Genomic DNA, 20,807 nt, shown 5'->3' with positions numbered 1-20,807 from the left:
CCGTGACCCCGTCGTTGTTCCGGGCCGGGACGGTCCCCGGTGTCGGCGAGACACTGGTGCTCGACGGGCCGGAGGGCCGGCACGCCGGATCCGCGCTCCGCGTCCGGGTGGGAGAGGCCGTGCGGGTCGGTGACGGTCGGGGAGTGGTGGCGGACTGTGTGGTGATGACGACGAGCCCCGGCAGGGTCGAGGCGGAGGTCGTCACCCGGGTCGACGTCCCACGCCCCACCCCGGAGGTCACCGTCGTGCAGGCCCTGCCCAAGTCCGAGCGGTCCGAGCTGGCGGTCGAACTGGCCACCGAGGCCGGAGCCGACCGGATCGTGCCGTGGCAGGCCGACCGCTGCGTGAGCCGCTGGACCGGCCCCAAGGTCGACAAGGGCCGCACCAAGTGGACCAACGCCGCCCGCGCCGCGGCCAAGCAGTCGCGGCGGGCGTGGGAGCCCGAGATCGGCGACCTCGTCGACTCGACCGCTCTCGCCGCCCTGGTCGCCTCCGAGGTCGACGCCGGCGCCTGCGCACTCGTCCTGCACGAGGACGGCGCCGCCGGTTTCGCCGACGCGGTCACCGCGGGCCCGCCGGCGACACGGGTCCTCGTCGTCGTCGGCCCCGAGGGCGGGGTCTCCGACGCCGAACTCGACGCGCTGACCGCGGCAGGCGCCCGGCCCGTCGTCCTGGGCCCGGAGGTGCTCCGCACCTCCACCGCCGCCACCGTGGCGCTCGCCGCACTCGGCGTTCTCACACCGAGATGGTCGCCCGCGGGGTCTACACTCGATCCAACCTCACCACGACACGGGAAGTGATCCACGTAAGCACCGCAGGAAACGACCGCGCCACCGGAAACGACAGCGCCACCGGGAACGACCGTCCCACCGGGAACGACCGGGATCCCGCCACGGCCACCGACACCGGTGGCGTCCGACGGGACACCGGCGACTCCTCCGCCCGCACGGCCGTCCAGCTCGACCCGGACCTGGCGATGGCGGTGCTCGGCACCGCCGACGCCAACCTCCGCGCACTCGAGGACCTGCTCGACGCGGACCTGCACGTGCGGGGTGGCACCATGACCATCTCGGGCGATCCGCCCCACGTGGACCGTGCCTCCCGGGTCGTGTCCGACCTGCTGCGGCAGGCCCGCAGGGGAGTGGAGATCACCCCCGCCTCGGTGCGGCGCTCGGTGGAGATCCTCGCCGACTCGGGGCCGCTCACGCCCGAGGAGGTGCTCGGCACCGACGTCCTGTCCCGCCGCGGCGGCATGATCCGGCCCAAAACCCTCGGCCAGAAGCGGTATGTCGACGCCATCGACGACCACACGATCGTGTTCGGACTGGGCCCGGCCGGCACCGGCAAGACCTACCTCGCCATGGCCAAGGCCGTCGCCGCGCTCCGCGCCAAGGAGGTCAGCCGCATCATCCTCACCCGGCCCGCGGTCGAGGCCGGTGAACGCCTCGGCTACCTGCCCGGCACCCTGCACGAGAAGATCGACCCGTACCTGCGGCCGCTGTACGACTCGCTGCACGACATGATGGACCCCGAGGCCATCCCGAAGCTCATGGCGGCCGGGGTGATCGAGGTGGCGCCGCTGGCGTACATGCGCGGGCGGACGCTCAACGACTCGTTCATCATCCTCGACGAGGCGCAGAACACCACGCCCGAGCAGATGAAGATGTTCCTCACCCGACTCGGCTTCGGCTCGAAGATCGTCGTGACCGGGGACATCACGCAGATCGACCTCCCCGGCGGGCAGCGCTCGGGACTGAAGGTCGTCCGCGACATCCTCACCGGGGTCGACGACATCCACTTCTCCGAACTCACCTCCCGCGACGTCATCCGTCACGCGCTGGTCGGGCGGATCGTCGACGCCTACGCCAAGCACGAAGCGCGCCTCGAACGAGGCGAGCGACCCACCATCCACAAGAACAGGGAGCAGCGCCGCCGATGAGTATCGAGGTCGCCAACGAGTCGGGCGTGGAGGTCGACGAGGCAGAACTCATCGACGTGGCCGCGTTCGTGATCGCCCGGATGGACGTCCACCCGGCCGCCGAGCTGTCGATCACCCTCGTCGACAAGGACACGATGGCCGATCTCCACGTGACGTGGATGAACCTGCCCGGCCCCACCGACGTCATGAGCTTCCCCATGGACGAGCTCACGCCCGGAGGCCGCCCCGACCTGCCCGAACCCGGACCGGCCATGCTCGGCGACATCGTCCTGTGCCCGGCGTTCGCCGCCGACCAGGCCGCCAGCTCCGGCCATCCCCTCGCGCACGAGCTCGCGCTGCTCACCGTCCACGGGTGCCTGCACCTGCTGGGGTACGACCACGCGGAGCCCGCCGAGGAGCGGGAGATGTTCGGCCTCCAGAACGAACTGCTGGGCGAGTGGTACGACCACCGAGACGAGTCCCCGAGAGTGGACGCCTGAGACGTGGACACCACCATCCTCACGGCCGTCGCGGCCGCGGTGCTCATTCCCGTCGCCGGACTGTTCGCCGCCCTCGACGCCGCCCTGAGCACGGTCTCGGTGGCCCGCGTCGAGGAGATGGCCAAGGAGAACCGTCACGGAGCGACGCGGCTGTCGAAGATGCTCGCCACCCGGCCGCGGTACATCAACGTCACCGTCCTGCTCCACATGCTGAGCCTGGTGGCCGCGGCGGTGTTGTTCACCGTCGTGTTCAACGATCTCATCGACTTCACGGGCTGGGCGCTGGCCGTCGCCGTCGTGGTGACCACCGTCGCCGCCTACATCGTGGCCGGGGTCGGACCCCGCACCCTCGGCCGACAACACGCCTACTCCCTCGCCCTGGGCGCCGCGACCCCGCTGACCGTGACCGGGTTCGTCCTGGGCCCCGTCGCCACCCTGCTCGTCGGCCTGGGCAACGCCGTCACCCCCGGCGGCGGCTTCCGCAACGGTCCCTTCGCCTCCGAGATCGAGCTGCTCGAGATCGTCGACATGGCCCGCGAACGCGGGGTCGTGGCCGACGACGAGTCCCGCATGATCCAGTCGGTGTTCGAACTCGGTGACACCACCGCGCGCGAGGTGATGACCCCGCGCACCGAGATGGTGTGGATCGAGTCCGACAAGACGGTCGGCCAGGCCGCGCGGCTCACCGTGAAGTCCGGGTACTCGCGTATCCCGGTGGTCGACGGGGACAACTCCGACGACGTGGTGGGCGTCGTCTACCTGCGCGACATCGTCGCCCGGCTCGACGACCCGGACGGGCGCGCCGCCCCGGTGGCCGACGTGATGCGCCCCGCGGTGTTCGTGCCCGACGCCAAGCGGATCGACGACCTGCTGGCCGAGATGCAGCGGGACCACAACCACCTGGCGATCCTCGTCGACGAGTACGGCGGGACCGCCGGGCTGGTCTCCATCGAGGACATCCTCGAGGAGATCGTCGGGGAGATCGTCGACGAGTACGACACCACCGAGGTGCCGCCCGTCGAGGACCTCGGTGACGGGCGCTACCGCCTGTCCGCCCGGCTCGGACTGGACGAGGTGGCCGAGCTGTTCGACGTCGAGTTCGCCGACGAGGTGACCGAGGAGGTCGAGACCCTGGGCGGGCTGCTCGCCCTGGAGCTCGGGCGCGTCCCGCTGCCCGGCGCGCACGTCGTGTCCACCGGGCTCGACCTGCGCGCCGAGGGCGGCCACGACCGGCGCGGACGGGTCAAGGTGGTCACCGTGGTGGCCGAGCGGACCGAGAAGAACGACGACAACGACGACGACCCCCAGCGCGAGGACAACCGATGAGCACTCCCGAGAACTTCCGTAGCGGGTTCGTCAGCTTCGTGGGCCGACCCAACACGGGCAAGTCCACCCTGACCAACGCGCTCGTGGGGGAGAAGATCGCCATCACCTCCTCGCGGCCGCAGACCACACGGCACGCGATCCGCGGGATCGTGCACCGGCCGGACGCCCAGATCATCCTGGTCGACACCCCCGGACTGCACCGCCCCCGCACCCTGCTCGGCGAGCGGCTCAACGCGCTGGTCGAGGACACCTACTCCGATGTCGACCTCATCGGCCTGTGCATCCCCGCCGGGGAGCGCATCGGCCCCGGGGACCGCTGGATCCTCGAGCAGGTCCGCAAGCTGTGCCCCACCACGCCGGTGCTCGGGCTGGTGACCAAGATCGACACCGTCTCCAAGAAGAAGGTCATGGAGCAGCTCGTGGCCGTATCGAAGTTCCTCGGACCGGACTCGGAGGTCGTCCCGGTGTCGGCCGCGTCCGGCGAGCAGGTCGACGTGGTGGCCGACGTCATCGCGACCCTGCTGCCCGAGGGGCCCCAGTTCTACCCCGACGACATCATCACCGAGGAGTCCGACGAGAGCCGCATGGCCGAGCTCATCCGCGAGGCGGCCCTCGAGGGCGTCCGCGACGAGCTGCCCCACTCGATCGCCGTGTCGATCGAGGAGATCCTGCCGCACGAGGGCCGCGACGACATGGTGGACGTCCACGCCACCGTGTACGTGGAACGACAGAGCCAGAAGTCGATCGTCCTGGGCAAGGGCGGCTCGCGGATGCGCGAGGTCGGCACCACCGCCCGGGCCGGCATCGAGAAGTTGCTCGGCACCAAGGTCTACCTCGACCTGCACGTCAAGGTCCTCAAGGAGTGGCAGCGCGACCCCAAGATGCTGGGACGCCTGGGCTTCTAGCCTCTCCACGGCTCTTGGCCCGTGGGACACTGGACACCTGAGCGCGCACGCACCCGCGTGCGCGCCCGCCCGGACATCGCCCCGGAAGGAGGCCCGGATGCATCCCTTCACCGACACGGGCCTCGTCGTGCGCACCTACGACCTCGGGGAAGCCGACCGGATCGTCACCCTGCTGACCGAGCGGCACGGGCTCGTCCGCGCCGTTGCCCGGGCCGTGCGACGCACGCGGTCCCGGATGGGCGCGAGCCTCGAGCCGTTCGCGGTGGTGGAGGTGCAGATCGCCCCGGGCCGTGGTCGCAGTGGGCTCGGGACCGTCCGCCAGGCCAGCAGCCGTGAGTCCCTGGCTCGTCCGCTGGTGGCGGACTACCCGGCGTACACCTCCGGGTGCGTGGTCCTGGAGACCGCCGAGCGCCTCGCGGGCGAGGAGGGGGCGCCCACCCCGCGGCTGCTCGGCCTCGCCGTGAACGCCCTGCGCTCACTGGCCGAGCACCGCCGCGAGCCCGGACTGGTCGCCGACGCGTTCCTCCTGCGCGCCATGTCCGCCTCCGGCTGGGAGCCCGTCCTGGACTGCTGCGTGCGCTGCGGCGTGGTGGGCCCGCACCGGGCCTTCCACGTCGCGTCCGGCGGGACCGTGTGCGTGCACTGCCGCCCGCAGGGATGCGCGATGCTCTCACCCGGCGTCGCCGAGCACCTGTCCGCGCTGCTGGCGGGGGAGTGGGACGCCGTCGGGGTGTCCTCGCCCGCCGTCGTGCGGCAGGCCTCCGGCATCGCCGCCGCACACCTGCAGTGGCATCTCGAACGAGACCTGCGCAGCCTGCCCCTGGTCGACCGCGGCACGGTCGGCCCCGTCGAGCCAGTAGAGGAGTCCCGTGCCCGGACTACCCAGATTTCGTAAGCGTCCCGCCCCTCAGGCGACCACGGTCCGGCCACCCACCCCGCACGCGTCGGGTGCCCGCCCGCCGGCCATCCCGGCCGAGTTCGTGCCCCGCCACGTCGCGCTGGTCATGGACGGCAACGGCCGCTGGGCGCAGGAGCGCGGTCTGCCCCGCACCGAGGGGCACAAGCGCGGCGAGGCCGTGCTCATGGACGTTGTCCAGGGCTGCATCGAGATGGGCATCCCGTACCTGTCCGCGTACGCCTTCTCCACTGAGAACTGGAAGCGAAGTCCCGAGGAGGTCCGGTTCCTCATGGGCTTCAACCGGGACGTCCTGCGCCGCCGGCGGGACGAGATGCACTCGCTGGGCGTGCGGGTCCGGTGGGCGGGGCAGCGACCCCGGCTGTGGCGGTCGGTGATCTCGGAACTCGAGGAGGCCGAGGAGCTCACCCGCGACAACACGGTCATGACCCTGGCCATGTGCGTGAACTACGGGGGTCGCGCCGAGATCGTCGACGCCGCCCGCGACTTCGCCCGCCGCGTGGCCGCCGGCGAACTCTCGCCCGACGACCTCACGGAGGACAACTTCTCCCAGTTCCTCGACGAGCCGGACATGCCGGACGTCGACCTCTTCCTGCGCCCGTCCGGGGAGCTGCGCACGTCCAACTTCATGCTGTGGCAGGCCGCCTACGCCGAGTTCGTCTTCCAGGACACGCTGTTCCCGGACTTCGACCGCCGCGACCTGTGGGCGGCGTGCCTGGAGTACGCCGAGCGTGACCGGCGCTTCGGCGGCGTCACCAGCCCCTGACTCGCGGAGGCCCGGTCAGTCAGGCAGGCCAGCCCCGCCCGCCTGGCCCGCCGCGCACTCCGCGCACAGGCCGAACAGCTCGACGGTGTGGCTGACGTCGGTGAACCCGTGTGCCCGGCCCGCGCGATGGGCCCACACCTCGACCCCCGGCTCCTCGACCTCCACGGTGAACCCGCAGACGCGGCACACCAGGTGATGGTGGTGCGAGTCGGAGCACTTGCGGAAGATCAGTTCCCCGGAGTCGGTCCGCAGCACGTCGACGGCCTCCGCGTCGGCCATCGACTGCAGGGTCCGGTACACGGTGGTCAGCCCGATCGTGTCCCCGCGCTCGCGGAGTTCGGCGTGCAGGTCCTGGGCGGAACGGAAGCCCTTGGACTCGTCGAGCAGAGCGGAGATCGCGCTGCGTTGGCGAGTCGACCGCACGCCGATCGGCTTGTCCGGTGTCGTCATGGATCTACTGCTCCCCGGCGTGCCCGACGGCCGCCTCGACGATGTCGAGCAGATGCTCGTCCAATAATTCGTAGCGCATTTCCCGACCCTGCCGGTGGGAGGAGACCACGCCGGAGGACTTGAGGATGCGCAGGTGCTGACTGACCAGCGGCTGGGTGACGCCGAGTGCGTCGACCAACTCGTGCACGCACCGGGGACCGTCCCGTAGCTGCAGCACGATCGCGATACGCAGCGGGGCGGACAGGGCCCGGAGCAGTTCCCCGGCCGCGGACACCACCCGCTCGGGAGGCAGGGGGAGCGGGGAGGCCCGGTGGTCGGCGTCGTGGACGTCCGTGACCGGGTCGGATCCGGTCGATCGGGGTCCGCTGTGCATCGTCTCCACCTTCCGGGCTCGCTCCCGGGCTCGGTCGCCGCCGGCGTCGTATCGGGTAGGGGACCCCAGTATCCCAGACCCGGGGGGCCGACCGGATACCCTGGTGAAAGTGCCCGGGCGCCGGCCCGCGCCGAGGTGGTCCACCCGACGCCTCCGCCAACCGACTCACCAAGGGAGAACCCCCGACGTGGCAGCCTCAGCTTCCGTCATCGACACCGTCGTCAACCTCTGCAAGCGCCGAGGACTGGTGTACCAGTGTGGCGAGATCTACGGCGGTACGCGCTCGGCGTGGGACTACGGCCCCCTGGGTGTGGAGCTCAAGGACAACATCAAGAAGCAGTGGTGGCGCAACTTCGTCACCGGCCGGGACGACGTGGTGGGCCTGGACTCGTCGATCATCCTGCCCCGCCAGGTGTGGCAGGCCTCCGGCCACGTCGAGACGTTCACCGACCCCCTGGTCGAGTGCAGGTCCTGCCACACCCGGCTGCGTCAGGACCATCTCCAGGAGGCGTACGCCGCCAAGAAGAAGCTGGATCACCCGTCCGAGGCCCCGATGTCGGAGATCGCCTGCCCCAACTGCGGGAACAAGGGCCAGTGGACCGAGCCCCAGCTGTTCTCGGGCCTGATGAAGACCTTCCTCGGCCCCGTGGACAACGAGACCGGCCTGCACTACCTGCGTCCGGAGACCGCGCAGGGCATCTTCATCAACTACAAGAACGTCATGACCACCGCGCGTCGCAAGCCGCCGTTCGGTATCGGCCAGATCGGCAAGGCGTTCCGCAACGAGATCACCCCCGGCAACTTCATCTTCCGTACCCGCGAGTTCGAGCAGATGGAGATCGAGTACTTCGTCAAGCCCGACGAGGCGGACGAGCACTTCACGACGTGGGTCGAGGACTGCTGGGACTGGTTCGTGGACCTGGGGATCGACCCGCAGAACCTGCGTCGCTTCGACGTCCCGGAGGACGAGCGCGCCCACTACTCGGCGGGCACGATCGACTTCGAGTACAAGTTCGGGTTCTCCGGCAACGAGTGGGGCGAGCTCATGGGTATCGCCAACCGCACGGACTACGACCTCACGCAGCACCAGACCCACTCCGGTGAGGACCTGCAGTACTTCGACCAGGCCTCGGGCGAGAAATACATCCCCTACGTCATCGAGCCGAGCTTCGGCCTGACCCGCTCGCTCATGGCGTTCCTCGTGGACGCCTACACGGAGGACGAGGCGCCCAACGCCAAGGGCGGGGTGGACACCCGGACGGTGCTCAAGCTCGACCGCCGGCTCGCGCCGGTCAAGGCCGCGGTGCTGCCGCTGTCGCGCAACGCGGACCTGTCGCCCAAGGCCCGTGATCTGGCGGCCCAGCTGCGCAAGAACTGGAACGTCGACTTCGACGACGCCCAGGCCATCGGTCGCCGCTACCGCCGCCACGACGAGATCGGCACCCCGTTCTGCATCACGGTCGACTTCGACACCCTGGAGGACCAGGCCGTGACCATCCGTGAGCGAGACACCATGGCGCAGGAGCGCGTGGCGATCGACCAGGTCGAGGGGTACCTCGCCCAGCGCCTGATCGGGTGCTGACGGACTCCCCTGGCACACTGGTCGGGTGAGAAGAACAACCCGGTCCCCGCTCCGTGCGGTGTCCAGGGCCGTCGGCTGGCTCCTGGCCATCGCACTGCTGTTGTGCCTGGTCATACCCGGATTCATCTCGTTCCGGGTGTGGTCCGTGGCGCGTGTCGACGATCGATCTCCGGCCGACGCGATCGTGGTGCTGGGCGCAGCGCAGTACAACGGCATCCCCACCCCCGTGTTCCAGGCCCGGCTGGAGCACGCGGCCCTGCTCTTCGAGGAGGGGGTCGCGCCCCAGGTCATCACGGTCGGTGGTAGCCAGCCGGGTGACCTGTACACGGAGGCCGGGTCGGGGCGGGCCTATCTGACCCGCCTCGGCGTGCCCCCGGAGGTGATCCTGGCGGTGGAGACCGGGACCAACACCGAGGGCAGTCTGGACGCCGTGGCCCAGACCGTGCGCGACCAGGGCGGGCAGTCGGTGGTGCTGGTCAGCGACCCCACGCACTCGTATCGCTCGCGCATGATGGCGCGGGACGCGGGGCTGGACGCGTGGACCTCGCCGACCCGCCACGGGCCGGCGGTGTGGACCCGGGAGAACCAGATCATGGGGATTATCCGGGAGACGGGCGCGGTGCTCTGGTACCAGTACCACCGGCTCGCCGGGAGCAGTGTGGACTTCCCGGACTGAACCGCCGGGGCGGGTCGCGCGTGCGGATGCGGCCTGCCGCAGGGATGACGGGGCGGTGACGCCCGGAGGAGAAGTGGATGACGGGATACGCGTACGACGCCGCGGACGCCGAGCGCCGGGTCGACGAGGGTTCCGGCCGCGCCCGCGGGAAGGCGAGCGAACGCAGCCCGTTCGACCGGGACCGCGCCCGCGTCCTGCACTCGGCCGCATTGCGCCGGCTCGCCGACAAGACCCAGGTGGTCGGCCCCGGGGACGGCGACACCCCGCGGACCCGCCTCACCCATTCGCTCGAGGTCGCCCAGATCTCCCGCAGCATCGCGGCCGGGCTGGGGTGCGACCCGGACCTGGCGGACCTGGCGGGCCTGAGCCACGACATCGGGCACCCGCCCTACGGCCACAACGGCGAGCGGGCGCTGGACGAGGTCGCGCGCGGGTTCGGCGGTTACGAGGGCAACGCCCAGACCGTCCGGATCCTGTCGCGGCTCGAGCCCAAGGTCGTCGACGCCTCCGGACGTGGGGTGGGGTTGAACCTCACCCGCGCCGCGCTGGACGCCGCCACCAAGTACCCGTGGCTGCCGCGGGAGGGGACGCGGAAGTTCGGCGCCTACACCGATGACGCGGACACCCTCGCGTGGATCCGGCAAGGCGCTCCCGGGGACACCCGGTGCCTCGAGGCGCAGATCATGGACTTCTCCGACGACGTCGCGTATTCGGTCCACGATGTCGAGGACGCGATCGTCGCCGGCCGGCTGGACCTGCGCTCGCTGTCCGACCGGTCGGAGGTCGCCGCGCTCGCGGAACTGGGCGCGGAGGAGTTCCGCGGTCCGGACGCCGATCAGCTGGAGCAGGCCGCCGGGCGTCTCGGTGCGCTCGAGGTGGTCCGCGCCGTGCAGCCGTTCTCCGAGAGCTTCACCGGGTTCGTGGCGCTCAAGGCCCTGACCAGTGAGCTGGTCGGGCGGTTCGTCATGCCCGCCATCCACGCCACCCGCGAGGTGCACGGGGCCAGGCCGCACGGCCGCTACAGCGCGGGTCTCGAGGTGCCGGTGGAGGTCGAGGCCGAGGTGGTGATGCTCAAGACGATGGCGGTGCGCTACGTCATGAGCGACCCCGGCCACCGCCTCAGGCAGGACCGCCAGCGGGACCGGATCCACCGGGTGGCGGAGTTCCTCGCCCAGTCCGCGCCCGCGGGCCTCGACCCGGTTCTGAGGCCCCTGTGGGATTCGGCGCCGGACGACGCCGCGCGGATGCGGGTGATCGTCGACCAGATCGCCCTGTACACCGAGAGCCGGCTCGAGCGGGTCGACCGGGCGAGCGCCGGCATCCAGGCCGCCTGGGGCTGAGCCGCCCGCGCCCGGGCCCCGTCAGCCGACCGCGCGCACGACCGCGCCGACAAGCCGGTCCACGCCCACCGCGTCGAGTGTCGAGCCGGGGGAGAAGCCGGTGCGGACCACCACGAGGTCGGCCGAGGGGACCACCACGACGTACTGCCCGTCGTGCCCGGAGGCCCAGAACGCGTCGGTCGGCATGCCCGTGAACCGGAGCGGGGTCCCGTCACCGGCCGTGTTGAGCCACCACTGGGCGCCGTACGGTTCGGGCTCGCCGCCCGCCGGGACCCCGGTCGTCGCGTAGTCCATCCATCCCGCGGGCAGCAGCCGCTGTCCGTCCACCTCGCCGTCGTCGAGCACGAACTGACCGAACCGCGCCCAGTCGCGCGGGCTCGCCCACAGGTACGAACTACACACCGATCCGCCCGAGGCGTCGGCCTCGAGGACTGCGCTGCGCATCCCGAGCGGGCGGAAGAGCAGTTCCTCGGCCATCTCCGGCCCCAGCCCGGTGCGTTCGTGCAGCAGGTCGCAGACGATGTTGCTCGTGCCGGACGAGTACTGGCGGAACTCGCCGGGGGCGTGGGCGGCCGGTTGGGAGGCGGCGAAGGCGGCCATGTCGGGTTCGAGGAAGAGCATCCGGGTGATGGGCGTGCCCAGGTCGTACTCCTCGTCCCACTCAAGGCCGGAGGTCATGCGCAGCAGGTGGTCCAGGGAGATCTGCGACCGCTCGTCGGTCCATTCGGGACGCAGGCCGGTGGCGGCGGGGTCGAGGTCGGCGTCGGGGAACTCGACCTGCGCGCGCCCCACGAGGGTGGCGGCGACGCTCTTGGCCATGGACCAGCCGAGCTGGCGGGTGTCGGGGCCGAAACCGTCGGCGTACCGCTCGCCGAGGATCTCGCCGCGATGGACGACGACGAGGCCCCGCGTCCCCTCCTGCGCCGCGGCCTCATCCAGTGCCGACGAGACCTCGTCCGGGGCGTCGGTCGCCTCGGCCAGGCGGACACCCTGGGCGCCGTCCTCGCGCAGCGGCGGGGGCGGCTCGGTGCCCTGCGATCCCGCCGCGCGGTCACCGAGGGCGCAGCCGTGCTCGGAGACGTGGGCGGTCTGCCGGAAGCCCACCCCCAGCACCGAGGCGGTCGCGGTCCCGGCCTCCTCGTCGACCGATGTCCGCATGACGGGGACCAGCGGATTGGGCGGGAGGTCGGTGTCGTAATCCTCGCGGCCCACGAGGTAGTGCAGGGCGCAGGCGTTGTGGGTGGCGTACCCGGTGCCGGTGAGCAGCATCGGCCGGTACCAGACGCCCACCGCGACCACGGCCGCGACGAGGAGCGCGACCACCGCGACCACCGCGATGAGAGCTTTCCGACGACGTGTCATGGGGTCAGAACCGCCCGCCCGCGCCGCCGCCTCCGAAGCCGCCCCCACCGCCTCCGAAGCCACCGCCGAAGCCGCCACCGAGGCCGCCGCCGCCGAAGCCGCGGGCGGATCCGAAACCGCCACCGCCGCCGCGGAGCATCCCCTGGATGAGCGCGCCGGCGACCATGCCGCCGACCATCGCGCCGGTGCTGGACCCGCGTCGTCCGCCGCGTCCGTACGGGCCGCCCCGGCCGCCGTACCCGCCGTAGCCGCCGGAGTACTGGGGCCGGGAGGCGTCGCTCTGTGCGAGACGGAGCGCCTCGCGGGCGAGGTTGAGTGCGCGCTCGGCGGCGGGGAACGCGGCCGGTCCGACCGTGCCCTCGGCGGTCGCCAGCGAGCTCTTGGCGGCCGCGAGGCGGGTGCGGGCGGCCTGCCCGATCACGTACGAGCGGCTGCCGATGAAGTCGTCGGCCTCGCGGACCGCTCCGGCGGCGCGGGTGATCGCGGCCCGGCGGGCGGCCCGGGCGCGGTTGGCGGCCTCGGCCTCGTGCCCGGCGGCGGCCAGGGCCTCGTCGAGGTCGCGGTCCACGTCGATGAGGTGGGAGAACGTCCCCAGCGGATCGGTCTCACCGTCGCGGCGGGCCGCGTCGACGGCCTCGCGCGCGGCGGCGGCCACCTGCGTGAGGGTCTGGCTGGAGGTGTCGCTGACGTCGGTCGACGCCAGCAGCCGCGAGGCCATGGTCAGTTCCTCCTCGACCTCCTCGATCAGCGGGTCGAGGTCGCGGCGCGCGGTCGCGATGTCGTCGGCGGCGTGTTCGACGCCGTTGACCAGCTTCTCGGCCCGGGACAGCTCGCCTTCGGCGGAGGTGATGGCGTCCACGGCCTCGCCCTGTTCGCCCACCGGCCGGGCCAGTGCCGCGCGGGCGCGTACGGTCTCGCCCTCCGCGGCGTCGAGCAGTTCCCCGGCCAGCGAGAGGTTGTCGGAGATGGAGGAGAGCACGGCCGACGGGAACCGCTCGCGCAGGTCCGCCATGGTCTTCTCGGCCTCGGGGAGCCGGGCGCGCAGGGAGACCGCGCGGCGGGTGAGCGTGTCGACGGAGGCCGCGCCGTTGATGAGCAGGTCGCGCATCTCGGCGAAGGCCGTGGCCTGTCCCTCGAGGCCGCGTTCGGCTCGCTCGGCGCGGGCGGCCACCTCCAGCAGCATGGCCTTGCGCTGGTCGGGCGTCTCGGGGATGTCGTCATCGAGCCGCTGGACCAGTGCGTGCGCGGCGGCGACCTCGGCCCGTGCCGAGTCGAGCGCGGAGCGGAACGGCCGGGTACGCAGCTCGCCGAACTCGCCCGCGGCGGTCTCGAGGGCGTCCGTGGAGGCGTCCACCGACTGGTCGGCATCGGCCAACCCGGAGCGGGCGCGCGCGTCGAGGACCTCCACCGGCAGGGCGGACATCCGGGCGGTGTCGTCGCCGGGGATGTCGCGGGCGTCCTCGGCCTGCCTGGCCGTCCGCGTGGCGCGGCGCCTGCGGGCGAACAGGATCACGGCCGCGACGAGGGCGATGATCACCACGATGATGGCCAGGATGGCGAACGGCGAGATCTCCGAGCCGGAGCCCTGGCGTTCGAGCCCGTCGGCCGCGCCGGTGACGGCGCCGGCCCAGTCGCCGGCGGCGAGGCGCGGTTCGATGTCGCGATCGGCGATTTCTTGCGCGGTCAGCTGATCGGCAGTGGGCGAGGCCTCGGGGTCGTCGAACTCGAACCAGTACCTGCCCTCGTCCACGGCCACCACGAGCAGCGCGTCGGACGCGCCCAGGTCGGACAGTTCCCGGGTCTGCTGCGTCCACTGCTCGACCGGGATGCCGTCGAGGGTGTCGACGAACGTCACCCACAGCTGGATCTGGTCGGTCGAGCGCAGTTCGGCCAGTCGGCTCTCCACCTCGGGGGTGTCACCGCCGAGGACCCCCGCGGAGTCGGTGAGCTGCTGCTGCAGGTTCGACGGGGGCTCGGCCGAGGCGCCGGGGGCGGCCCACACCAGCGCGCAGGCCAGGAACGCGACCACCGTCGCGAGCGCTGTCACCGGGGCCTGGCTGAACCGGGAACGGGGTCGCCGGGCGGCGGCGGGCAGGAGTTGGGCGGCGATCATGGCCCCAGCGTATCGGCCCCGAACAGGGGGCACGCCGGTCCTCGCCGGAGGCGGCTACTCTGGGCGTCATGGCAGGGCGGATTCCGGAGCAGGACATCGCCGCGATCCGCGAACGCACCCGTATCGAGGAGATCGTCGGCGAGTACGTCGCGCTCAAACCAGGTGGCGCGGACTCGCTCAAGGGGCTGTCCCCGTTCAAGGACGAGAAGACCCCCTCGTTCCACGTGCGTCCGCAGCACGGCTACTTCCACTGTTTCTCCACGGGTGAGGGCGGCGACGTCTTCGCGTTCCTCATGAAGATGGAGCACATCAGCTTCGTCGAGGCGGTGGAGCAGCTGGCCGACCGGCTGGGCTACCGCATCTCCTACGAGGGCGGCGGGCAGGTCGTCCAGCGCGATCGCGGCACGCGGTCCCGGTTGGCGCAGGCCAACGCGGCCGCGCAGAAGTTCTACGCCGAGCGACTGGCGCAGGATCCGGAGGCGGAGACGGCGCGCACCTTCCTCACCGACCGCGGGTTCGACATGGCCCAGGCCCAGCACTTCGGCTGCGGGTACGCGCCCGCCGGTTGGGACACCATGAGCAAGCACCTCATGCGTCAGGGGTTCGAGCCCAAGGAGCTGGAGGCGGCCGGGCTGTCCAAGACGAGTTCGCGCGGCACCCTCATCGACCGTTTCCACCGCCGGTTGCTGTGGCCCATCCGCAACCTCGGCGGTGAGGTGATCGGGTTCGGCGCGCGCAAGCTGTTCGAGGACGACACCCTGGGCAAGTACATGAACACGCCCGAGACGATGCTCTACAAGAAGTCGCAGGTGCTGTTCGGTCTGGACCTGTCCAAGCGAGAGATCGCCTCGCAGCGCCGCGCGGTGGTGGTCGAGGGCTACACCGACGTCATGGCCATGCACGCGGCCGGCGTCACGACCGCGGTCGCCGCGTGTGGCACCGCGTTCGGCGAGGACCACCTGTCCACGCTGCGGCGCCTGATGTTGGACGACAACTACTTCCGCGGCGAGATCATCTACACCTTCGACGGTGACGAGGCGGGCAAGAAGGCCGCGCTCCGGGCGTTCTCGGGGGATCAGCAGTTCTCCGGCCGGACGTTCGTGGCGGTGGCCCCGCCGGGGACGGATCCGTGCGACCTGCGTCAGAACAAGGGCGACGCGGCGGTGCGGGATCTCGTGTCCGCGCGGGTGCCGATGTTCGAGTTCGCGATCCGCTCGATGCTCGAGGACTACGACCTCGACCACGCCGAGGGGCGCGTGGAGGCCCTGCGTCGCACGGTGCCGGTGGTGGCGGACATCCGCGATTCGACGCTGCGTGACGAGTACGCCCGCCAGCTCGCCGGCTGGGTCGGTTGGGACGACCCGGCGACGGTGGTGCGTCGCGTCCGCGAGGAGGCGCGCAAGAAGGGCCGCGCGCGGTCGGCAGGGTCGGGTCCCGGGTTGCGCAAGCGTGCCCCCGGTGGACCGGGCGGGGGAGCCCGACCGGGGTGGGACGCCGCCGAGCGTGGGGGCGGCGCGGGTCGTGGCCGTGGGGGATACGACGACGACGAGGTCGGCGGCCGCGAAGCTCCGCAGACACCGGAGGTGCCGTCGGGCGTTCCCATCCCCGCCGCGGCGGACCCGGTGCTGTGGCCCCAGCGGGAGGCCGTGAAGGCGGCCCTGCAGTACCCGGGCCTGGCGGGTCCGCTCTTCGACTCGCTGCCGGAGGAGTGCTACACCCACCCCGCCTATGCCACGATCGCGCAGGCGCTGTCGAAGGCCGGGGGGTGCGCGGCCGGCAAGAGCGGCGCGAACTGGGTCTCCGAGGTCTCCGAGGGGCTGGGCGACGACGGGCTGCGCCGACTGGTCGGGAGCCTCGCGGTGGAGACGCTGCGCGTGTCCGAGGAGGCGTTGCCCCGCTACATCTCCGGTGTCCTGGCGCGTCTGCAGGAGGTGTGGGTCTCGGGTCAGATCGCGGACCTCAAGTCCAAGGTGCAGCGGATGAGCCCCGCCGAGGACCCGGAGGGTTATTCCGCGTTGTTCGGTGATCTGGTGGCTCTGGAGGAGTACCGGCGCGGCCTGTTGAACCAGGCGGTCGGCGCGACTCCGGACATCGCCTGACCAGCCGATTTGGTTCGTCGGCCCGGGGCGCACTAAGGTGAGTTCTCGGTATCCGGCATCACCGCCGGGCGCCAGCAGTGATCCCCCATAGCTCAATTGGCAGAGCATTCGACTGTTAATCGAAGGGTTATTGGTTCGAGTCCAATTGGGGGAGCTCAGCAACCAGGTCAGTGGCTTCCGAGCCCTGACCTGGTCTGCATTTCAGGGTGGTCAGCCGGGTGGGGCGTGCAGGGTGGGCCGGTAGATCAGCTCCTGGATCCGGCCGTCGAGGGTGCGGCTCTCGAGCAGTTCGAGGTCATACTCCGCTCACCCCACGGCCCGGGACACTCTCGCCCGGCTCTGCGACGAGGTCGCGGTCGAGCACACCTCGGCGGCCGATTCCGGGCGCACGGTCCGCGTCTCCGCCGTCCACCGCGTGGGCGTGCTGCCGGTGGGCGAGGTCGCGGTGGTGGTGGTCGCCGTGGCTCCGCATCGGGCCGAGGCGTTCGCGGCGTGTTCGGAGCTCATCGAGCGTCTCAAGCACGGGGTGCCCATCTGGAAGCGGCAGCGCTTCACCGACGGCGTCTCCGAATGGGTGGGCGTCGGCGACTGCTGAGTTGGTCAGGCCGGCCGTCTGCGGGGTCGGTACCTGTCCTGACCCGGCGGATTGATGAGTGTGCCGTCGTCGGCGACGATGCGGTCGGCGAAGGCGTTCCACTCGCGTTCCCAGATGGCGTCACGGGCACGGGCCAAGGGGCCCTTGGGTCGGGTGCGGTGTTCGTGTCCGGTGTCGGTGATGATGACGAGTTCACCCAACGGCCCGGACCGGTAGGCGTTGGTCCCGAACGTCTTCTCCCGGTGGTGTTTGCGGCACAGGCAGACGAGGTTCCACTCGGTGGTCGGCCCGCCGAGCTCGGGGTCCTTCGTGTTGAACGCGATCACATGGTCCACGTCGCAGGCCTCGGCGGGAACCGAGCACCCGGGGTGCCGGCAGGTGCCGTCGCGCATGCGGATTCGCTCGGCCATCGCGGGGGTGATCATGTACCGCAGGGCGTGCTCGGGGGAGTCGAGCACGCCGGGGGCGGGGTCGATGAGCTCGAACCGCACGCTCGCGTCGTCGCCCTCGAGCAGTTCCGTGCAGAGCCATTCGACGCTGCTGTAGGTGCCGTGGACGAACTCGACACGGTTGGGCAGGCCCCGGGCCGCGGAGGCGATCACGCTGATGCGGATCGGCTGACCGGCCCGCGCGGCGTTACCCAGCGTGGGCCGGGGGAGGTCCGCCCCGAGCCTGACGTCGCCGAGTGCGATGCCGTCGTGCTCGGACGCGGAGTCAGTGTCGGAGCCGGGGCCGGGGCTGGTCGTGGACGGGTCACCAGCAGGCGGATAGACGGCGAGCGCGGCGAGGGCGTCGGCGCGGAGCTGGTCCAGGGAACCGTCCAGTCCGTCCGCCGAGGCGGCCGACGCATCGGTCTCGATGCGACGACGGAGGAGTTCGGCATCGGCGGCGGTGAGCCTGGCCCACATCGTGGCCATGCCGTTCCGGTCGCCGCGGAATCGGACCGAGCGGGTGGCGGCCGCCGCGGCGGCGGCGTCCTGCGCGGCAGCCGGGTCGTGTCGCTCCACGGCGTCATCGATCGCCGAGTCCACCGCGTTGCGGGTCGGCCGGTCGCCACCGTCGAGATCGTCCGTGAAGCGCGCGACCACCTCGTCCTCCACGATCGACACGATCGCGTCGGACACCTCCGCCAGGCGACACGCGATATCGACCGCCAACTGCTCGGGCAGTAGCCCGCGGTCGACCGTGGATCGCAGACGGGGCAGCCGTCGGTGGATCTGCGTCCCGGCCGTCACCAACCGCGCGGCGTGCCAGCACGTGAGCTGGCACGCCGCCACGAGGTGATCGCGGGCCCGGGCCTCCGGATCCAGCCGGGCGTACGCGGGCCGACGCGAACCGGCGCCGGCCTCGTCGGCCTGCTCCGCCTGTGCCTGGGCGGCCCGGGCGAACTGGTCGACCAGGACATGCGCCGCCTCCAGCCGCGTGGCCCCGGCGCGGTTCTGCGCCAACGTCGCGGCACGGGCCGCCTCGCTGACGGCCTCCATGTCGACCATGCCGAGGGGCTCGGGTACGGCGAACAGTGCACTCGTCGTCGTCACCATTCCACCCCCTCCGCCACCGACATCGAACCTACATTCGACAATACCCGCACCGGCGCACTAGCACAAGGGTTCGATCATTTTCGATCACTCACCCCAACCTGGTACCCACCCACTGCGCCAGGGAAACACCGTCACCTGCACCCGATCGACCAGATCGGCGGCCATCAGCGCCCGGTTCATCGACAAGCTGCCGTGCGAGCGCAACGACACGTCGGATTGCTGCTTCAAGCGAGCGACCACCTCGACGGCGTTTCCGCTGACGATGGCCGCGTCCGGCCAGTCGAGGGGACCATCCAGCGTCGTTGACACCACCGTGGTCAGCAGCGTGGTCATCTGGGTGACCCAGGGGTCGAACACGCCGGAATCGTCAGTAGCCGCCCCAATCACCGTTGTCGTTGTACGACCCGAAGCCGCCTCCCATGGGAGGCAGTCGGCGATCAGCCCGGTTGGAGTGTCCGGAAATCGCCTCGGTCGAAGCTGATGTGGAACCTCCTCGAGTCGATCCGCCAGCCCTCCGGCGTGCGGGTCCACAGGTCCGAGTACTCGCCGAGGCACTCGTAGGACAGATCGGACTGGTCCCCGGCACCGAGGTGGAGGACCCGCGCGTACGTGAGGCTTCGTGCCCGGTCCTCGTCTCCGTGGAAGGCGAGCTGGACCCGATGGTTGCCCAACAGGTGCTGGGACGGTCCGCAGCCCCCGAGGTGCTCCCTGACCCTCTCGATGATCGCCTGCCGACCGGTCGCGCCGTACCCGGTGGCGGACTCGGTGAACAGCTCGCCCAGCCCGTCCCAGTCACGTGAGTCCAACGCTGAGGCCACGTCGGCCAGACGCTCAATGATCAGGTCCCTATCACTTGTCATCTCCCCTTGGTAGCAGTGATCGCCGGGGGATCTCAGCTGTCGTCGCTAATCTGGCCGCCATGACCGACGTCGAGATCGCGCTGTCCACCGGCCGCGTCAAGGGCACCGATCTGGGGGATGTGGTCCGCTACTACGGCATTCCGTACGCCGAGGACCCCGTCGGCGACCTGCGGTTCGCCGCCCCGGTCCGCCGCGAACCGTGGCCGGGCGTCCGCGACGCCACCCGGCCGGCGGCCACCGCGCAGCGGCTGCGCTTCGACCCCGATCCGGCGATCCCCGAGCCGATCGTCGCCGGCACGGACATCCTGCACGTCGACGTGTGGGCTCCCACCGAGGGCACGGGCCACCCGGTTCTGGTGTGGATCCACGGCGGCGGCTGGGAGTCCGGGTCGTCGCACCAGCCCTGGTTCGACGGGACCGCCTTCGCGCGCGCCGGGATCGTCGTGGTCTCGGTGGGCTACCGCCTGGGCGTCGAGGGGTTCACCGCGTTCCCCGACGCCCCGGACAACCGCGGGGTGCGGGACTGGATCATGGCCCTGGAGTGGGTCCGCGACGAGATCGCGGCGTTCGGCGGCGACCCCGGGCAGGTCACGGTGTCGGGTCAGTCGGCGGGCGGCGGGGCGGTGCTCTGCCTGCTCGCCTCGCCGTTGTCGGTCGGCCTGTTCCACCGGGGGATCGCCTCGTCGCCCGCGGTGCTGCGATCGCCTGCCGCTCAGGCCCCCAAGGGCACGACCGCGGCGGAACTGGCCGCCGGCGGGCGGGGCGCCGTCGACGAATTCCACCGGCGCCTGCGCAAGGACAATCCCTTCCTCATGCCGTTCCGGCCGACGGTCGGCGACGACACCGTCCCGGTCCCGCCCCTGGAGGGCATCGGGAGCGGTCCCGGGCTCGCCCTGCCCCTGCTCATCGGCTCCACGGCCACGGAGTTCGAGGGGGTCGTCCGGGCCCTCCCCGGTCCGGCGCTGGTGCCGGGTGCCGCGATGATCCTGCGGTCCCAGGAACTGCCCACCACCGGACTGCGCGCGCTGGCCAGACAGTCGGCGGGCAAGTCGCTGCGCCGGGCGGTGGGGGCGGTGGTCGACGCCGCGACCATCCACTCGACCGTTGTGCGGGCGGCAGAGACCCGGGTGGCGGCCGGCGCGCCCACCTGGGTGTACGACTTCCGCTGGGCCGAGGGCCGCGGCGCCGTGCACTGCGCGGACCTGCCGTTCTTCTGGTCGGTGCCGGAAGCCGCGAACGTGCGGGCCTACCTCGGAGCGGATGCGCCTCCGGATCTGGTCGACGCGATGCACCGGTCGTGGGTCGACTTCGTCCGCTCCGGGGACCCTGGGTCCCCGCCCTATGCGCCTCCCGGGAGACGGGTGCAGGTGTGGGATGACCCTCCCGCCGTCGTCGAGGACGGACTGGCCGACGTCCGCGCGGTCTGGTGGCCCGCCGGAGACTCCTGACGTCTTGCTACGATTGCGCGGCGCGTGCCGGTGACAT

Annotated in this window: 18 protein-coding genes, 1 tRNA gene and 3 pseudogenes; 14 read left to right on the top strand and 8 right to left on the bottom strand. The window is 71.5% G+C overall.

Features of this window, described 5'->3' with window-relative positions; genetic code table 11:
* Positions 1 to 2: 2 nt before the first annotated feature.
* The 7 genes from CK206_RS05000 (at position 3) to CK206_RS04970 (ending at position 6,331) form a co-directional block, all read left to right on the top strand.
* Positions 3 to 800, top strand: coding sequence for a 16S rRNA (uracil(1498)-N(3))-methyltransferase (locus CK206_RS05000; protein WP_096905748.1), 798 nt, complete (start codon positions 3 to 5; stop codon positions 798 to 800).
* Positions 797 to 1,939 carry a PhoH family protein gene (locus tag CK206_RS04995; protein ID WP_253003403.1) on the top strand — a complete coding sequence of 381 codons (1,143 nt, stop codon included), beginning with the start codon at positions 797 to 799 and terminating at the stop codon, positions 1,937 to 1,939. The genes CK206_RS05000 and CK206_RS04995 overlap by 4 nt, the downstream gene beginning before the upstream one ends.
* Positions 1,936 to 2,418 carry an rRNA maturation RNase YbeY gene (gene ybeY, locus CK206_RS04990; RefSeq protein ID WP_007626431.1) on the top strand — a complete coding sequence of 161 codons (483 nt, stop codon included), beginning with the start codon at positions 1,936 to 1,938 and terminating at the stop codon, positions 2,416 to 2,418. Before CK206_RS04995 ends, ybeY begins: the two co-directional genes overlap by 4 nt.
* Before the next feature lie 3 nt (positions 2,419 to 2,421).
* Positions 2,422 to 3,744 carry a hemolysin family protein gene (locus CK206_RS04985; protein ID WP_096905747.1) on the top strand — a complete coding sequence of 441 codons (1,323 nt, stop codon included), beginning with the start codon at positions 2,422 to 2,424 and terminating at the stop codon, positions 3,742 to 3,744.
* Positions 3,741 to 4,649, top strand: a complete 909-nt coding sequence (gene era, locus CK206_RS04980) for a GTPase Era (protein ID WP_069389266.1) — start codon at positions 3,741 to 3,743, stop codon at positions 4,647 to 4,649. The genes CK206_RS04985 and era overlap by 4 nt, the downstream gene beginning before the upstream one ends.
* Positions 4,650 to 4,746: 97 nt before the next feature.
* On the top strand, positions 4,747 to 5,544 hold the full coding sequence (recO, locus tag CK206_RS04975) for a DNA repair protein RecO (protein ID WP_096905746.1): 798 nt from the start codon (positions 4,747 to 4,749) through the stop codon (positions 5,542 to 5,544).
* Positions 5,519 to 6,331 (top strand): isoprenyl transferase, encoded by an 813-nt coding sequence (locus tag CK206_RS04970; RefSeq protein ID WP_096905745.1) that lies wholly within the window; start codon positions 5,519 to 5,521, stop codon positions 6,329 to 6,331. Before recO ends, CK206_RS04970 begins: the two co-directional genes overlap by 26 nt.
* Before the next feature lie 15 nt (positions 6,332 to 6,346).
* Here the strand turns inward: CK206_RS04970 and CK206_RS04965 are convergent, their stop codons facing one another.
* Both CK206_RS04965 and CK206_RS04960 read right to left on the bottom strand, forming a co-directional pair.
* Positions 6,347 to 6,781 (bottom strand): Fur family transcriptional regulator, encoded by a 435-nt coding sequence (locus CK206_RS04965; protein ID WP_069388954.1) that lies wholly within the window; start codon positions 6,779 to 6,781, stop codon positions 6,347 to 6,349.
* Positions 6,782 to 6,785: 4 nt separating this feature from the next.
* Positions 6,786 to 7,154, bottom strand: coding sequence for a metalloregulator ArsR/SmtB family transcription factor (locus CK206_RS04960; RefSeq protein ID WP_096905744.1), 369 nt, complete (start codon positions 7,152 to 7,154; stop codon positions 6,786 to 6,788).
* A 187-nt stretch (positions 7,155 to 7,341) separates the two neighbouring features.
* Between CK206_RS04960 and CK206_RS04955 the strand changes: the two genes are divergently transcribed.
* The 3 genes from CK206_RS04955 to CK206_RS04945 all read left to right on the top strand — a co-directional run bounded on the left by CK206_RS04955 (position 7,342) and on the right by CK206_RS04945 (position 10,752).
* Positions 7,342 to 8,736 carry a glycine--tRNA ligase gene (locus CK206_RS04955; protein WP_067719603.1) on the top strand — a complete coding sequence of 465 codons (1,395 nt, stop codon included), beginning with the start codon at positions 7,342 to 7,344 and terminating at the stop codon, positions 8,734 to 8,736.
* A 58-nt stretch (positions 8,737 to 8,794) separates the two neighbouring features.
* Positions 8,795 to 9,412, top strand: a complete 618-nt coding sequence (locus tag CK206_RS04950; RefSeq protein WP_096905743.1) for a YdcF family protein — start codon at positions 8,795 to 8,797, stop codon at positions 9,410 to 9,412.
* Between the two features lie 77 nt (positions 9,413 to 9,489).
* A complete protein-coding gene (locus CK206_RS04945) occupies positions 9,490 to 10,752 on the top strand; it encodes a deoxyguanosinetriphosphate triphosphohydrolase (RefSeq protein ID WP_069388957.1) in 1,263 nt (420 codons plus the stop codon).
* 21 nt (positions 10,753 to 10,773) lie between these two features.
* Here the strand turns inward: CK206_RS04945 and CK206_RS04940 are convergent, their stop codons facing one another.
* Together CK206_RS04940 and CK206_RS20655 are read right to left on the bottom strand one after the other, a co-directional pair.
* Positions 10,774 to 12,114 (bottom strand): serine hydrolase, encoded by a 1,341-nt coding sequence (locus CK206_RS04940; protein WP_096907292.1) that lies wholly within the window; start codon positions 12,112 to 12,114, stop codon positions 10,774 to 10,776.
* A gap of 4 nt (positions 12,115 to 12,118) precedes the next feature.
* Positions 12,119 to 14,227: a YgcG family protein gene (locus CK206_RS20655; RefSeq protein ID WP_096905742.1), complete on the bottom strand. Its 2,109-nt coding sequence runs from the start codon at positions 14,225 to 14,227 to the stop codon at positions 12,119 to 12,121.
* A gap of 68 nt (positions 14,228 to 14,295) precedes the next feature.
* Between CK206_RS20655 and dnaG the strand changes: the two genes are divergently transcribed.
* Together dnaG and CK206_RS04925 are read left to right on the top strand one after the other, a co-directional pair.
* A complete protein-coding gene (dnaG, locus tag CK206_RS04930; RefSeq protein WP_096905741.1) occupies positions 14,296 to 16,326 on the top strand; it encodes a DNA primase in 2,031 nt (676 codons plus the stop codon).
* Positions 16,327 to 16,407: 81 nt separating this feature from the next.
* Positions 16,408 to 16,480: transfer RNA gene (locus CK206_RS04925), tRNA-Asn, on the top strand.
* A gap of 56 nt (positions 16,481 to 16,536) precedes the next feature.
* Here CK206_RS04925 and CK206_RS20710 read toward each other — a convergent pair.
* Positions 16,537 to 16,632: pseudogene (locus tag CK206_RS20710) on the bottom strand (deaminase); the annotation flags it as partial.
* On the opposite strand from CK206_RS20710, the pseudogene CK206_RS04920 reads away from it, so the two are divergent.
* Positions 16,607 to 16,921, top strand: a pseudogene (locus CK206_RS04920) (molybdenum cofactor biosynthesis protein MoaE); the annotation flags it as partial. The pseudogenes CK206_RS20710 and CK206_RS04920 sit on opposite strands and share 26 nt — an antisense overlap.
* 5 nt (positions 16,922 to 16,926) lie before the next feature.
* Here the strand turns inward: CK206_RS04920 and CK206_RS04915 are convergent.
* The 3 genes and pseudogenes from CK206_RS04915 to CK206_RS04905 form a co-directional block, all read right to left on the bottom strand.
* Entirely contained in the window at positions 16,927 to 18,462 is a 1,536-nt protein-coding gene (locus CK206_RS04915; RefSeq protein WP_096905739.1) for an HNH endonuclease signature motif containing protein, read from the bottom strand.
* A gap of 108 nt (positions 18,463 to 18,570) precedes the next feature.
* A pseudogene (locus tag CK206_RS04910) lies at positions 18,571 to 18,828 on the bottom strand (dihydrofolate reductase family protein); the annotation flags it as partial.
* 71 nt (positions 18,829 to 18,899) lie between these two features.
* Positions 18,900 to 19,322, bottom strand: coding sequence for a nuclear transport factor 2 family protein (locus tag CK206_RS04905; RefSeq protein WP_096905738.1), 423 nt, complete (start codon positions 19,320 to 19,322; stop codon positions 18,900 to 18,902).
* Between the two features lie 59 nt (positions 19,323 to 19,381).
* Here CK206_RS04905 and CK206_RS04900 point away from each other — a divergent pair, with 59 nt between their 5' ends.
* Positions 19,382 to 20,770 carry a carboxylesterase/lipase family protein gene (locus CK206_RS04900; protein ID WP_254050481.1) on the top strand — a complete coding sequence of 463 codons (1,389 nt, stop codon included), beginning with the start codon at positions 19,382 to 19,384 and terminating at the stop codon, positions 20,768 to 20,770.
* Positions 20,771 to 20,807: the final 37 nt, after the last annotated feature.

This window comes from Dietzia sp. WMMA184 (assembly GCF_002441635.1).
In the GTDB taxonomy this organism is placed as follows: domain Bacteria; phylum Actinomycetota; class Actinomycetes; order Mycobacteriales; family Mycobacteriaceae; genus Dietzia; species Dietzia kunjamensis.
Note: the sequence above shows the minus strand (reverse complement) of the source record. Positions and strands in the feature narration are given on the sequence as shown.